8 protein-coding genes are annotated in these 13,793 nt (G+C 62.8%); 6 read left to right on the top strand and 2 right to left on the bottom strand.

Translation table 11 applies throughout. From position 1 onward, the window contains the following. The first annotated feature begins 146 nt into the window (after window positions 1-146). On the top strand, window positions 147-1,319 hold the full coding sequence (locus tag ACZ5WW_RS23195; RefSeq protein ID WP_377163392.1) for a PQQ-dependent sugar dehydrogenase: 1,173 nt from the start codon (window positions 147-149) through the stop codon (window positions 1,317-1,319). 43 nt (window positions 1,320-1,362) lie between these two features. Here the strand turns inward: ACZ5WW_RS23195 and ACZ5WW_RS23190 are convergent, their stop codons facing one another. After that, a complete protein-coding gene (locus ACZ5WW_RS23190) occupies window positions 1,363-1,785 on the bottom strand; it encodes a hypothetical protein (protein ID WP_377163390.1) in 423 nt (140 codons plus the stop codon). 171 nt (window positions 1,786-1,956) lie between these two features. On the opposite strand from ACZ5WW_RS23190, the gene ACZ5WW_RS23185 reads away from it, so the two are divergent. The 5 genes from ACZ5WW_RS23185 (at window position 1,957) to carA (ending at window position 12,622) form a co-directional block, all read left to right on the top strand. Beyond that, complete coding sequence (locus ACZ5WW_RS23185) at window positions 1,957-5,583, top strand: c-type cytochrome domain-containing protein (protein ID WP_377163388.1); 3,627 nt, start codon at window positions 1,957-1,959, stop codon at window positions 5,581-5,583. A gap of 402 nt (window positions 5,584-5,985) precedes the next feature. Next, the gene (locus ACZ5WW_RS23180; protein WP_377163386.1) at window positions 5,986-6,708 is read left to right on the top strand and encodes a hypothetical protein; all 723 of its coding nucleotides are present in this window, start codon (window positions 5,986-5,988) and stop codon (window positions 6,706-6,708) included. 79 nt (window positions 6,709-6,787) lie between these two features. Beyond that, complete coding sequence (metG, locus tag ACZ5WW_RS23175) at window positions 6,788-8,362, top strand: methionine--tRNA ligase (RefSeq protein WP_377163384.1); 1,575 nt, start codon at window positions 6,788-6,790, stop codon at window positions 8,360-8,362. 193 nt (window positions 8,363-8,555) lie between these two features. Continuing rightward, a complete protein-coding gene (locus ACZ5WW_RS23170; RefSeq protein WP_377163382.1) occupies window positions 8,556-11,306 on the top strand; it encodes a hypothetical protein in 2,751 nt (916 codons plus the stop codon). Window positions 11,307-11,434: 128 nt separating this feature from the next. Continuing rightward, window positions 11,435-12,622 carry a glutamine-hydrolyzing carbamoyl-phosphate synthase small subunit gene (gene carA, locus ACZ5WW_RS23165; protein ID WP_377163380.1) on the top strand — a complete coding sequence of 396 codons (1,188 nt, stop codon included), beginning with the start codon at window positions 11,435-11,437 and terminating at the stop codon, window positions 12,620-12,622. Between the two features lie 202 nt (window positions 12,623-12,824). Here carA and ACZ5WW_RS23160 read toward each other — a convergent pair whose 3' ends face one another. After that, window positions 12,825-13,622 carry a thymidylate synthase gene (locus tag ACZ5WW_RS23160; RefSeq protein ID WP_377163378.1) on the bottom strand — a complete coding sequence of 266 codons (798 nt, stop codon included), beginning with the start codon at window positions 13,620-13,622 and terminating at the stop codon, window positions 12,825-12,827. Window positions 13,623-13,793 lie beyond the last annotated feature (171 nt).

Here is a 13,793-nt window from a genome sequence, read left to right as displayed (position 1 = left end):
CTCCATGGTTTGGATGCAGCGCATGCAAGAATTGAGAATGATAGAATGGGTCAGAATGGTGGAATGGTCCGGAGCCCCCGCTTCACGCAAAAAAATCATCATTGCCCTGCAAGACTTGGCCCGGATAGACTGACTATCTCGTTCTTATGCGCTCCCTTCTCTGCCTCGCCCTGCTCTCCTCTGCCGCTTTTGCTGCCGACACGCACAAGCTGACCCGTGTTTATGAAAAGCTCAAAACGGAGCGGCCCATCGCCGTGGCGATTCCGGAGGATGGCAGCGGCCGTGAGTTTCTGGCGCTGCAGCGCGGACAGATTTTGATCCTGCCGAAAGACGAAGCTGGCAGCGAGGCCAAGACCTTCCTCAACCTCTCCCCGCGTGGCATGGAGGCCAAGGACGGCCTGTTTGAAGAAGGGCTCAACGGCCTGGCCTTCCACCCGAAGTTCAAGGACAACGGCCTTTTCTACCTCTGCTACACGCTGCAGAAGCCCAAGCGTCTCGTGATCACCGAGATGAAGGCCAATGGCGACAAGGCCGATGAAAGCACCGAGCGCTCGCTTCTTGAGATCCCGCTGGTGAACTGGAACCACCACGGCGGCAACATCGTCTTCGGCCCGGATGGCTTCCTCTACATCGGCGTGGGGGACAACTCCAAGCGCAACGGCGAGCTCAAGATGTCCCAGCTCAACGCCACGCTCTACGGCAAGATCCTCCGCATCGACGTCAACAGCCGCGAATACGCCAAAGCTTACGGAATTCCTGCCGACAACCCCTACGCCAGCGGCGTGAACGCCCTGCCGCAGATCTATGCCAACGGCATCCGCAACCCCTGGGGTCTGAGCTTTGACGCCAAGGGCCACCTCTGGTGCGCCGACGTGGGCCAGGACATCTATGAGGAGATCAACTGGATCACCAACGGCGGCAACTACGGCTGGAACTTCCGTGAAGGTCCCGCCGCCTTCCCGCTCATGACCGACACTCCGCCCGCCGACGCCAAATTCATCGAGCCCATCCATTCCTACACCCACGCAGACGGCCTCAGCATCACCGGCGGCATCGTCTATACCGGAAAAACGCTGCCAGAGCTTCGGGGCAAATACGTTTATGGCGACTTCGTGCTCGGCAAGGTCTGGGCTCTCAAGACCGATGACAGCGGCAAGGAGCAGAGCAATGAGCTGCTCTACACCAGCCCCCAGACTCCGCCCACCGACCCCAAGAAGAAGCCCACCGTGCTGGTCAAACCGACCGCCTTCTGCGCCAATGCCGCCGGAGAAATGCTCGTGCTCGACTGGAACGGCGCCATCTACAAGCTGGGCAAGTAAAGCCCCCCTCAGCGACTAACCCGCCGGGACACAGCGCCGCCTCTCAGGAGCGAGCTTTGAAGTTCGCTCCGCTGGTGGTCACACTGCGCTGATGATCATGCAGCGGGCGCCCGTCCAGGAGGTTGGCCACGTTATTGGCGAGCATCATGAGGACGACCAGCGCCAGAACCGCCCAATGCAGCAGCAGCACCACGGCCTCTGCATAAACCAGCCTGGCGAGGCGTGAGGGGCTGCGCACCAGCAAGCAGCTCAGACAGATGATCAGTCCCACCTGCGCCAGCAGCAGGGGGTAAAACCCCAGCAGCACCGCCTGACGCAGCCAGAGGGGATAACCGCCGGCGTAGGTCCAGAACTCAGGCTGCTCCCGCAGCCATACAAAAGGCAGCAGCACCCCTGCCAGCACTGCCGCCGCCCCATGGAGCAGCGGACGGAGGAAGCAGACGCACGGCCTTTTGTTTTGAATCATCCTGAAACTGAAGCACTTGCCCGCGACTTGGAAACAGCCCGCTGAAAAAGATGCGCACCGCCCATATTTCCCGCAAAAGCCCCCAGTCCGGCGCAATTTCCGCACATCCACACCAAGGGAAGATGCGAAAGGCTTTGCGCCTATGCTGCGTAATTCACACATAGTCCCCCTATGATGCCCAAAAACACCCTTTCGCTGACCTGCGCGGCTTTTGCCGCTGTGTCTCTTCACGCCCAGGATTCCGCCGAAAAAATCACCTACCAAGACCACGTCCGCCCGCTGCTGGAGAACAAATGCTTCTCCTGCCACAATCCGGACAAAAAGAAGGGGGACCTGGACCTGACCAGCTTTGGCGCACTCATGAACGGCGGCGGCGGCGGCTCCGTCGTGGACGCCGGCAATGCCGACAGCAGCCGCCTCTGGACCACCTGCGCCAAGAAGGAGGAGCCCTTCATGCCACCGGAAGGTGCACCGCTGGGGCCGAAGGATCTCGATCTCCTCGCAGCCTGGATCAAGGGCGGCATTCTTGAAACCAAGTCGAGCATCGCCAAGAAATCCTCCAAGCCCAAGGTGGACATGGCCGTCACCGTCACCGGCGGCAAGCCGGAAGGCCCCATCGCCAAGCCCGAGCACGTGCTGCTGGAGCCCGTCATCGTCACCCAGCACACCACCGCCATCACCGCCATGGCCGCGAGTCCCTGGACCTCGCTGATGGCGCTGGCCGCGCCCAAGCAGATCCTGCTCTACGACACAGACACCCGGCAGCTCGTGGGCATCTTCCCCTACACGGAGGGCTACGCACGCAGCCTGCGCTTCAGCCGCAATGGCTCCCTGCTCATCATGGGCGGCGGCCGTGGCGGCAAAAACGGCCACGCCATCGTCTGGGATGTCAAAACCGGCAAGCGCATCACCGAAGTCGGCAAGGAATTCGACCAGGTCATGTCCGCCGACATCAGCCCTGACCACACCAAGATCGTCATCGGCAGCCCGTCCAAGAAGGTGAAAACCTACGACACGGCCACCGGCGAAGAGCTGTACGTCATCAGCAAGCACACCGAGTGGGTCATGAGCACGGCCTTCAGCCCCGATGGGGTGCTGCTGGCCACCAGCGACCGCAACGGCAATGTCAACGTCTGGGAAGCTGCGAATGGCGGCGAGTTCTACATCCTCGGCCAGCACAAGGCCTCCTGCGTGGATCTGGCATGGCGCGCAGATTCCAACATCCTCGCCTCCTGTTCCATGGACGGCACCATCACCACCTGGGAGATGAACGAGGGCAAGCAGGTGAAAAACTGGGCGGCCCATGGCGGCGGCGTACAGTCCGTCTCCTTCACGCCGGACGGCAAGATCGTCTCCTCCGGCAACGACGGCCTCGTCCGCGTCTGGGACATCAACGGCAACAAGCTCGGCGAGGCCCCCAGCCAGGGCGATCTCGTGACCAAGGTCGTCGCGCTCTTTGACTCCAAGTCCGCCATCTCCGCCAACTGGCGCGGCGAGATCAAGCTGTGGGACATCGCCACGCCAAAGCTTGCCGAAACAGGCCAACTCACCAGCAATCCTTCGCAGATCGCCCAGCGCATCGTGCAGACCGAGCAGCGTCTCGCCGAGCTCACCACCAAGCTCCCAGCCCTGCAGGCCGCCATCAAAACCGCCGAGGCCGACGCCAAGGCACGCGACGAAGCCCTGGCCAAAGTCCGTACCGAAGTGGCCGCAAACGAAGCACGCAGCAAAAATCTCCCCGGAGAGATCGCCAACGATGAAAAGGCCCTCGCCGCACTGAAAGCCGCCCGCACCAAGGCCGAGCAGGACAAGACCGCACGCACCGCCGCCATCAAGGCGCATGCGGAAAAGTCCGCCCAGATCGCCGCAAAGGAAAAGGAGCTGGCTCCTGTGGCCGCCGAGGCCGCCAAGCTGGCCGCTGCGGACAAGGCCGTGGCAGACGGAAACGCCGCGCTGGAAGCCGCCCGGAAGGAACTGGCCGCCAAAGCTGGTGACGCAGCCCTGACCGCAAAGGTCAAAGACGCTGAAAGCAAACTCGCCACCGCCAAGGCCGAGCAGCAGAAACTTGCCCCCGTCAAAGCCAAGGCGGACCAGCTCGCTGCCGCACTCGCCAAGGCAAAGGCCGAACTGGGTGCCGCTCCTGCCGCCCCCGCAGACCTCGACAAGCTCATCGCGGAGACCGATGCCAAGATCAAGGCCACAGCCGAAGGCATCGCCGCCAAGAAGGCCGAGCTGCCCAAGCTGCCTGCCCTCGTGAAAGCCGGGCCGGAGCGCATCAAGAATGCCGAATCCAATGCCGCCACAGGCAAAAACAACCTCGCCGCCGCTCAAAATGCGGTGAAATCTGCCAGCACTGAGATCGGCATTTTGCAAAAGGTGCCCACCGCCCTCAAGGCCGCGCAGTTCAACACCGGCGTGCTCGCCGAAAAGGAAAAGCTCGCCAAGCTCGAAGCGGACTTTAACGACTTCACGGAAGCCAAGAAGGATGCGGAAGCCGCCAAGGTCTCTGCCGCCGCCCGCATTGAGGCCGCCAAGAAAGCCATCGCCGAATCCACCGCCGCCCAGCCCGGGCTCGAAGCCGCGCTGAAGAAGGTGCAGGGAGAGCAGGCCGGACTGGAAACCGCCATCAAGCCCACACGCGAGGCTGACGCCGCCGCCGCTGCCAAAGTGAACGAGCAGAAGGCCATCATCACCACCAAGGAGGCCGAAATCGCCGCAGCCACCAAGACCAAGGACGAAGGCATCGCCGCAGCCAAGAAGGCGGCGGAAGGCATCGCCAAGCTCATCGACGGCAGGAAGAAGAGCCTCGCCGAAGTGAATGCCAAGCTCGCCGGCCCCGAGAAAACCGTGAAGACCAGACAGGATGCCACCGCCGCCAAGGAAGCCGCAGTCGCCGCCGCCAGGAAAGCCCACGCAGAGGCCACCGCAGATCTCGCCGCCAAGGCCAAGGCCGACAAGGAAGCAGAAGCCGCCCTGACCGCCGCCACCGCTGCCGAAGGCGCAGCAGACAAGGCGCTCCAGGACGCCCGTGCCCGCCAGAAGACCGCTGCCGACGCCGTGGCCGCCGCCAGGAAGGAACTGGCCGCCAAGGCCGGAGACGCCACTCTCACCGCCAAGGTGGCCGAGGCTGAAAAAGCCGCCGCAGACGTGGCAAACGCCCTCAAGGCTGCCGAGGGTGACCTCAGCGCCAAGAAGAAGGCCAAAAGCGATGCCAGCAGCGCCAAAAACACCGCCCACGCCGCCAACAACCCAGGCCAGGAAGCCAAAGCCCTGGCTGCGGTGAAATCTGCCGAGCAGCAGCTCGCCCAGGCCAAAACCGAACTCGCCACCGCCGAGAAGCAGGCTGCCCCGCTGCGCGCCCAGCGCGAGGCCATCCAGAAGGAAATCGAAGCCCAGGGCAAGGCCCTCGCTGAAAAGCAGGCCGCCCCTGCCGCCCTGGAAAAAGCCCTCGCTGAAAAGATTGCCCCGCTGAACGCCGCCATCGCCGCCGCCAAGGCCGCGCTGCCACCGCTGGAGCAGGCCTACGCCGCCGCCCATGGCAAGCTGGACGCCGAGCAGAAGGTGCTGGACGCCAAGAAGGCTGAAGTTGCGAAGGCAAACACCGACTTTGAAGGCGCGAAAAAGAAGAAGACCGACGCCGAGGCCTCCATCGCCGCCGCCACCAAGGAGATCCCTGAAAAGGACAAGATCATCGCCGAAGCCACCGCCGAACTTGCCAAGCTACAGCCGCAACTTGAGCCGATGCGCACCAAGGTGAAGCAGATGAACGACCAGTATCTCACCATGCTGCCGAAGTGATCTCAAGGCACGTATGATTGGCAGACCGTGAATCGTTCTTGCGCGGCGTCGAAAGCGCCAGCGCTCACGCAGGCACGGCAGCGCCTTGGAACCGAAAAGCAGCGGAGGCAAGACAGCCTCAGGCTGCCCGAAGGGTGAGCGCAGCGAATCAATCAATGGTGTGACAAGACTCGGAGCGGTACCGCTTTCGAAGATGTGCCGGAGGTGCGCTGCCCCAGTGCGCCGTCCGGCTGACGAAAAGCTGTGTCGCACTTGCAGGCTTGCGCCATGCATCTCTGCCACACGCACTCCAAGACGCCGTCGCCGGGTGCGCACACCCAGCTACAAACAGCCTTTTTTTGCCCATGCCTCAATAAAACATCTAGACATCCGGGACATGTCGCTGCTACAGGCCGTGCACTCATGAGCGCCTATCAGGTCACCCGCGAAGGTCAGAATCTTGGATCCTTTGAAGCCGAGCAAATTCAGGAAGGTCTGCAAAACGGCCAGTTTCTGCCCAGCGACTGGGGCTGGCAGGCAGGCATGTCCGGCTGGAAGGGACTGGCTGAAATTTTCGGCAGCTCTCCGGCCACGCAGACCAAAGCACCCTTATCTTCCCTCAGCGCCTTGGTCAGGAGATCCCCGGCCTCAAAGCCGACTGACAGCCTGAATCCCTACGCGGCCCCATCCTCCACCGTCCTAGCGGCGGCAGGCGACACCAAGGGCACCGTGCCTTTCGCTGTGATCGAGGAACTCACGAACACCCGGTCTTGGGTGCGTACCATTGCCGTCCTGCTGTGGATCAGTTTCTCGTTGCTGACTCTGGGCTGCCTTGTCATGGGCGGCGCAGGACTGATCGGACTCATGTCCAAACCGGGCATCGGCCCAGTGGGCGGCCCTGAGTTGATCATCCTGTTTGTCATGTACGGAATCTTTGGCTCGCTGACTTACTATCCCGCCAGGAAACTGAGCAAGTATGCGGCAAACATTGCCAGCCTCGAGAAATCTCAGTCGTTCACCGATTTGACCTCAGCACTCACGGAGCAGCGCCGTGTCTGGAAGTTCACCGCCACGATCCTGATCATTTACCTGGCCATCGTGCTTGTCGCAACCGTCGGAAGCGCTCTGGTCAGCTTCGTTCGCTGATCCCCTCCCCCGGCGCATTCCCACGCAGGAACACTTGAATTGCAGGAGGAAGGGAGGCATGGAGACAACGCGCCCAACCATGAAGCCCTACTACATCACCACCGCCATCGACTACACCAACGCGCCGCCGCACATCGGCCACGCTTATGAGAAGGTGCTGGCAGACGTCATGGCCCGCTTCCAGCGGCTCAACGGGCGTGAGGTGTACTTCCTCACCGGCGTGGACCAGCACGGCCAGAAGGTGCAGAAGAGCGCCGACAAGGCCGGGCTCTCCCCGCAGGAATTCGTCGATGGCGTGACGCGGCACTTCACCGCACTGTGGGACAAGCTGAACGTGCGTTACGACGGCTGGGCCGCCACCACCGACACCAAGCACAAGCTCGTGGTGCAGGCCATGCTGCAAAAGCTGCACGACGCCGGCCAGCTTTACAAAAAGAGCTACGCCGGATTCTACTCCGTACGCCAGGAGCAGTTCCTCACCGACAAGGAACGCGGCCCGGATGGCAGCTACGGCGAGGAGTGGGGCGAAGTCGTCGAGATCCAGGAGGAAAACTGGTACTTCCGCCTCAGCGACCACGTCGAGTGGCTCAAAAACTACATCCGTGGCAATCCCGATTTCATCTACCCGCCGCACCGCGCCAACGATGTGCTCAACTCGCTGGAAGGAAACGCGCAGGACCTCTGCATCTCCCGCCCGGTGGAGCGCCTGAGCTGGGGCATCCCGCTGCCGTTTGATGAAAAATTCGTCAACTACGTGTGGTTCGACGCATTGACGAATTACATCAGCTTTGCCGGCTATCTGGCCGATGAAGTGGGCAACGAGGGCCTGCCACAGTTTGAGAAAATCTGGCCTGCAGATGCCGAGATCATCGGCAAGGACATCCTCGTCCCCGCTCATGCCGTTTACTGGCCCATCATGCTGCATGCGCTCGGCTTCCCGGACGAGCAGATCCCCAAGCTCGTCGTGCATGGCTGGTGGAATGTGAAGGGTGCCAAGATGAGCAAGAGCCTGGGCAACGTGATCGATCCGAACGTGCTCTCAGACACTTTCACGCCCGATGGCCTGCGCTACTACCTCATGCGCGACATCGCCACCGGCTACGACGCCGATTTCAGCGGCGAGCGCATCGAGATGTCTTACAACAAGGAGCTGGCCGGCGGCCTGGGCAACCTGCTCAACCGCTCCATCAACATGGCGCAGAAGTACCGCAATGGCGTGCTTAACCCCGGCGACTACGATGACGAGATCAATCAAGCCCTGCGCCAGACTGTGGCGGAGGCCGTGCCGCTTTATCTCGAAAAGATGAACGGCTGGGACATCCACGAAGGCATCGCCGCCGCGTGGAAGATCGTCACCCATGCCAATGCGTATGTGGACAGCACCAAGCCCTTCGGCCTAGCGAAAGATCCCGCGCAGGCAGCCCGCCTGGACAGCGTGCTCTACCACCTGGCGGAGGCCTTCACGCACGTCACCGTCCTGCTCAATCCCATCATGCCCACCGCCATGGCCACCGCCCGCGCGCAGATCGGCTGGCAGATGCCGGAAGGCTTCAAGGTCAGCGACCTCAAGTGGGGCCTGCTGCCCAGCGGCCACCAGCTCGGCACCCCTGTGCCGCTGTTCCCGAGGCTGGAGATTGCGGAGGAGAAGAAGTAAGAGAGCACTCCGGCCGTAGGTTGGGTGTGTTTGGCGCGGGATACTTTCTTCATCGCCCAAACGCCCCTCCGCCAAACCGCCCGACTGCGAGGACGTTCGTACGCCGGGATGCTTGCAGCACGCTCGCAGACGGCCGGGCTGTCGCCGCACTCCGCGCTCGACATCGCCACGCCGCATCCCGTAATCTCGCGGGATGTTTCTCGTACGTAGTCTCCTCATACCCCTCGCATTCGCCTCCGGCCTGTATGCACAGCCGGCGGCGATGAAGACGCGCGAGTTCAAAGTCGATTTCGATTTGCGTGAGATGGGCCGCAGCTTGAAGGCCCCAGAACAGCCAGATCCGGCTGCAGGGGGCGATCCCTTTGGACCGCCAGCAGCCCCCGCCGCAGGCACGGATCCCTCTGGCCCGAAGCGCAAACTCTTTCGGCCCGCCAAACCGCCGCCAATCCCGACTTCGAAAGATGTTTTGACGCAGATGGGCATCAGCTTTCCCGAAGGCTCCACGTCGTTCTATGACAGCCGCACCAACATCCTGCGCGTGCACAACACCCCTGAGATGCTGCAGCTCATCGAGGCGTTCTTTGACTCCACCGGCGAAGGCTTTCCGCGCGACATCGTTTACACGCTCACCGTCGTCGAAGGTCCGGGAGAAATCATCCGCCAGGCAAATGCCGCCGCCGCACGCACGGCGGATGCCAGCGCAGAATTCCGCAAGCTGCTGGATCAGGCGCAACAACCCGCATCCAAGGTGCGCATCGTCAGCGATGCCTGCGTGCCCGCCAAGTCCGGCACCCGCGCCACCGCCGAAGCCGCGCAGGAGCGCATCCACACCACCGGGCTGACCTTTGACGCGCAGGGCCACGCCACCCTGAAACGGGAAATGCAGCCCCTGGGCTTGGAGCTCGAGCTGGAACCTGTCATCGGTGCCGACGGCATCACGCTCAGCACGTCCGTGCTTCTGCGGCTGAATCTGGCCGCCCCGCAGCTCCAGCCTGTCAGCATCACCGATCCTGGCACCGGCAAAGCGGCCGAGTATGCCACGACCGACTTCTTTCATGCGGAGTTTGCCACGGCCATCACCAGCCTCAGTGGCAGCACCAAGCTGATCGGCATCGCCGCGCCTCTGGGAAAGGGCGGTGCGCGGGAGGACCGTCTGTGTGCCGCCTTTCTCACCGGCACGATTCATGTGCAGGAGCCTGTGCAGGCCCCGGAAGCGCCACCGCCACCACCCACCGCAGCGCCCGCAGGAATGCAGGCCACCGACCTGCCTGTGCCGGACGGCTTGTTCACGAATCACTGGAGCTGGCCCGCACGGCCGCTGCAGGAATGGCTGGAGTCCCAGGGCGTCCCCGCCTCCAAAGGTGCCAGCGCGGTGCAGCAAAACGGCGTGCTGCACATCATCAACACGCCGGCCAACATCGAGCGCATCGCTGCGCTGGCTGACACAGAGCTGGAAAAAGCCCCCAAGACCATCTCCTGCATGCTGCACACCGTGCAGGCCCCCGCCGCCTTTCTGCGCGGGCTCGCCCAAGCCTCAGCTGTCACCAGCGACCATGCCGCACTCTGGGCTCAGGTGGAGGCCGCCGTGGCACGGGGGGAAGGCCGCTTCATCGACTCCCTTTACGTGGAGACCCAGCCCGAGGCGCGTGCCAAGCAGGTGAGCGCCAGCGAATGCCTGCATGTGGAAGAGTTTGGCCTGGATGCCAAAGGCCGCGCCATCCCGGGCATCGCCTACCGCAATGTCGGCTCCACTTTCGAGGTCGAGCCCACGCTGAACTACGACGGCCGCACGGTGAATATTGAGTTCTCCTATGAGCTGCACCCCGCCCAGCCTGCCATGCGCCGCGAGGCGTTTCGCGATCCCGCCTCCGGGCTGCGTTTTGACCTGCCCGTCGCAGATTTCCACTCCAACCACACGGTCACCGGCCTCATCATGACCAAGGGCGGCACGCGCCTGATCAGCCTCTACCAGCCCACCGGACGCGCTGCCGAAGGCCTGCTGTGGGCCACCTTTTTGAAATGCGATGTGGTGCCGCAGGTGCGCCCGCCGCAGGGCAGCCTCCACCCGGCTGCCCCCATCGCCCCGCCCGATCCCAGCTCATGGCACACCCAGACATTCAAAGTCCCGCCTGATTTCCTGTCTTCCGCAGGCTCGTTTGATTCCTCGCCCTCAGAGGACAAAAGCAGCAAAGAGCCGCGCACCGCACGCTCCGTGCTCGAATCTGCCGGCATTCCTTTTCCCCAGGGTGCCAGCGCCATTTATGACCCCAAGCGTTCCATTTTGATCATCCGTAACACCCGGAGAAATCTGGACTTGGTGGAGGCTTATGCATGCGACTTCTGCATCCGAACGCCCAGCTCCATCGCCTACACCGCCCAGGTGTTTCAGGGCCCCGGCCCGCTGCTGCGCCAGCTCACGGCGCAGGCCGCTGGCAAGTGCGGCCACCGCGCCGAGCTCGATACCCTCCTCGCCGCCGTGAAAGCGGGCACGGTGCAGCCGCTCAGCACCGCACGCATCGAAACCAAGTTTGGCACACAGGCCACCACCACCGAGGCGCACACGCACACGAATCTCAGCGAGGTGAAGGTGAATGACAAAGGCGAAACCAAGATCGTTCAGGACACGCGCCAAGTCGGCCTCACTCTCTCCATCGAGCCTGCTGGCAGAGCCGATGGCCGCGTGATTGAGTCCGCCCTCAAGCTGGAATTCCACCCCACCGAGCCACTGGAGCATCGGGAGCATATCCTCGACTCGCAGGGCCGCAGCCTGGAGCTGCCGCTCACGGATTACCAGGTCGTCCACCTCACCACCGGCACCCTCATTCCCAGCGGCGCAGCTCGTTTGGCGGGCCTGTGGAAACCCACGGGCAAACCCGAGTTCGAGCAGGAGGACACCCTGCAGCTGCTCATCCTCACCTGCGATCAGCTTTGGTTGGAGCCGTAAAGACGCACGAGGACGCCCCAGCCTGCCGCCCCCACTTTTTCGCACCTTTTTGCGCCCCTTTGCGGCCATCCTCTTCGCATTCCCTTCCGTCCCCAGTCTTCCCCCTTGCGCCCCCCGCCCTTCTGGCTATGACCACAGCAGCAACCTTGATGAAGAAAGCCCTCCTCGCCCTCGAAGACGGCCGGGTGTTTGAAGGCACGGCGTTCGGCGCCGATGCCACCCACACCGGCGAAATCTGCTTTAACACCTCCATGAGCGGTTATCAGGAGGTTCTCACCGATCCTTCCTACCGTGGTCAGATCGTGACCATGACCTACCCCATGATCGGGAACTACGGCGTGAACCCGCTCGACATGGAGAGCGACCAGCCCCACGTGCGTGGCTTTGTCATCGAGGAGCTCTGCGACGTGCCCAGCAACTGGCGCAGCACTCAGAGCCTGGACGCCTATCTCAAGCAGTGGGGCATCCCCGGCATCCAGGGCGTGGACACCCGCGCCCTCACCAGCCACCTGCGCTCCCGCGGGGCCATGCGCGCCGTCATCACAACCACCGCCACGGCGGAGGAGGCCGTGAAGCAGGCCGCCAGCAGCCCCACCATGGAAGGCAGCGACTTCGTCAAGGAGGTGACCACCAAGGCCCCCTACCTCTGGGACCCCGAGAGCACCGAGAGCGGCGACTGGGACATCCCCAGCCCCTCCCAGAACCGCGAGCCCGGCGCCGATGGCGTGGTGCGCCACCCCCTTCCCGAGGCCAAGCACCACATCGTGGCCTATGACTTCGGCGTGAAGCGCAACATCCTCCGCCGCCTGCGCCAGCAGGGCTTCCGCGTGGACGTGGTGCCCGCCACCACCAGCGCCAAGGACGTGCTGGCCAAGAATCCGGACGGCATCTTCCTCTCCAACGGCCCTGGCGACCCCGCTGCGCTCGACTACATCCACAAGGAAGTGAAGGAGCTCATCGGCAAGAAGCCCATCTTTGCCATCTGCCTGGGACACCAGATCCTCGGCCACGCCTACGGCGGCAAGACCTTCAAGCTCAAGTTCGGCCATCGCGGCGGCAACCAGCCCGTGAAAGACCTGCGCAACGGCAAGGTGTCCATCACCAGCCAGAACCACGGCTTTGCCATCGACCCCTCCTCCCTGCCCAGCAACGTCGAGGTGACGCACATCAACCTCAACGACGGCACCGTGGAAGGCATGCGCCACCGCGAGGCCCCCGTGCTCAGCGTCCAATACCACCCCGAAGCCGCCCCCGGCCCGCACGATGCGAAGTACTTCTTCTCGGAGTTTGCCCGCATGGTGGAGACGGGAAGATAAGAAGCCGCCTCATCCAAGCAGGATCAAAAAAATGATGCCGCAGCCACCGCGCTGCGGCATTTTTTTTGCCGCCTTGCTTTGCCTTCAGTTTCTCCAGCAAAGACGCCGCCGTGTCCGCGTGCTTCAACACCCCGCAGCTGAAATGCGGAACCATGCGTGCTTGCGGAGTGCGCGGAATGACTACCGCGCTCCGCAGCGTCCTCTACACCGCGATCTCTGCCTTGATGCTCGGATGCGGGTCATAGCCTTCCAGGGTGAAGTCCTCGAATTTGAAGGCGTCGATTTCCTTAACCGCCGGATTCAGCTTCATCACGGGCAGCGGGCGGCAGTCACGGGAGAGCTGGAGTTTGGCCTGCTCCAGGTGGTTTTTGTAGAGGTGCAGGTCGCCAAAGGTGTGGACGAATTCGCCGGGCTGGAGGTCGCAGACCTGGGCCACCATCATGGTCAGGAGGGCGTAGCTGGCGATGTTAAACGGCACGCCAAGGAAGAGATCCGCGCTGCGCTGGTAGAGCTGGCAGCTCACACGGCCGCGATCCACAAAGAACTGAAACAAGCAGTGGCAGGGCGGCAGCGCCATCTTCTCGATGTGCGGCACGTTCCACGCGCTGACGATGTGCCTGCGGCTGTAGGGGTTCGTTTTGATGCCATGGATCAGGCGGGCGATCTGGTCATGCGTCTCCGCCTCCGGCGCGCCCTGCCAGCGGCGCCACTGCGCGCCGTAAACGGGTCCGAGATCGCCGTTTTCATCCGCCCATTCGTCCCAGATGGTGACTTTGTTGTCCTGCAGGTATTTGACGTTGGTGTCGCCTTTGAGAAACCACAGCAGCTCATGGATGATGGAGCGCAGGTGCAGCTTCTTGGTGGTGACGAGCGGAAAGGTGGTGCTGAGGTCGTAGCGGCTCTGCTCGCCAAAGACGGAGTATGCGCCCGTGCCAGTGCGGTCCTCACGGTAGCTTCCGTGTTCGAGTACTTTGCGCAGCAGGCGGTGGTATTCTTCCATCGGCAAGCCATAGCGGGCTGCGCGGGGGATGCAATTGCGGGAATGAGGAATGCCGGAGGGGTGGCCGCAAAGAGACACAAAAAAAACAAAAAGCCGGAGGCATGAGCGGACCACCACAGCCTTACTTCACCACTCCACTTTTGCGTCTTTTTGCGCCTCTTTGCGGCCATC

Source organism: Prosthecobacter fluviatilis (genome assembly GCF_055388355.1).
Note: the sequence above shows the minus strand (reverse complement) of the source record. Positions and strands in the feature narration are given on the sequence as shown.

Bases quoted from the DNA above. Each gene is read 5' to 3' on its own strand.
- ACZ5WW_RS23170 (WP_377163382.1), top strand. From the start codon at position 8,556: ATGTTTCTCGTACGTAGTCTCCTCATACCCCTCGCATTCGCCTCCGGC.
- carA (WP_377163380.1), top strand. From the start codon at position 11,435: ATGACCACAGCAGCAACCTTGATGAAGAAAGCCCTCCTCGCCCTCGAA.
- ACZ5WW_RS23160 (WP_377163378.1), bottom strand. From the start codon at position 13,622: ATGGAAGAATACCACCGCCTGCTGCGCAAAGTACTCGAACACGGAAGC.
- ACZ5WW_RS23190 (WP_377163390.1), bottom strand. From the start codon at position 1,785: ATGATTCAAAACAAAAGGCCGTGCGTCTGCTTCCTCCGTCCGCTGCTC.
- ACZ5WW_RS23195 (WP_377163392.1), top strand. From the start codon at position 147: ATGCGCTCCCTTCTCTGCCTCGCCCTGCTCTCCTCTGCCGCTTTTGCT.
- metG (WP_377163384.1), top strand. From the start codon at position 6,788: ATGAAGCCCTACTACATCACCACCGCCATCGACTACACCAACGCGCCG.
- ACZ5WW_RS23185 (WP_377163388.1), top strand. From the start codon at position 1,957: ATGATGCCCAAAAACACCCTTTCGCTGACCTGCGCGGCTTTTGCCGCT.
- ACZ5WW_RS23180 (WP_377163386.1), top strand. From the start codon at position 5,986: ATGAGCGCCTATCAGGTCACCCGCGAAGGTCAGAATCTTGGATCCTTT.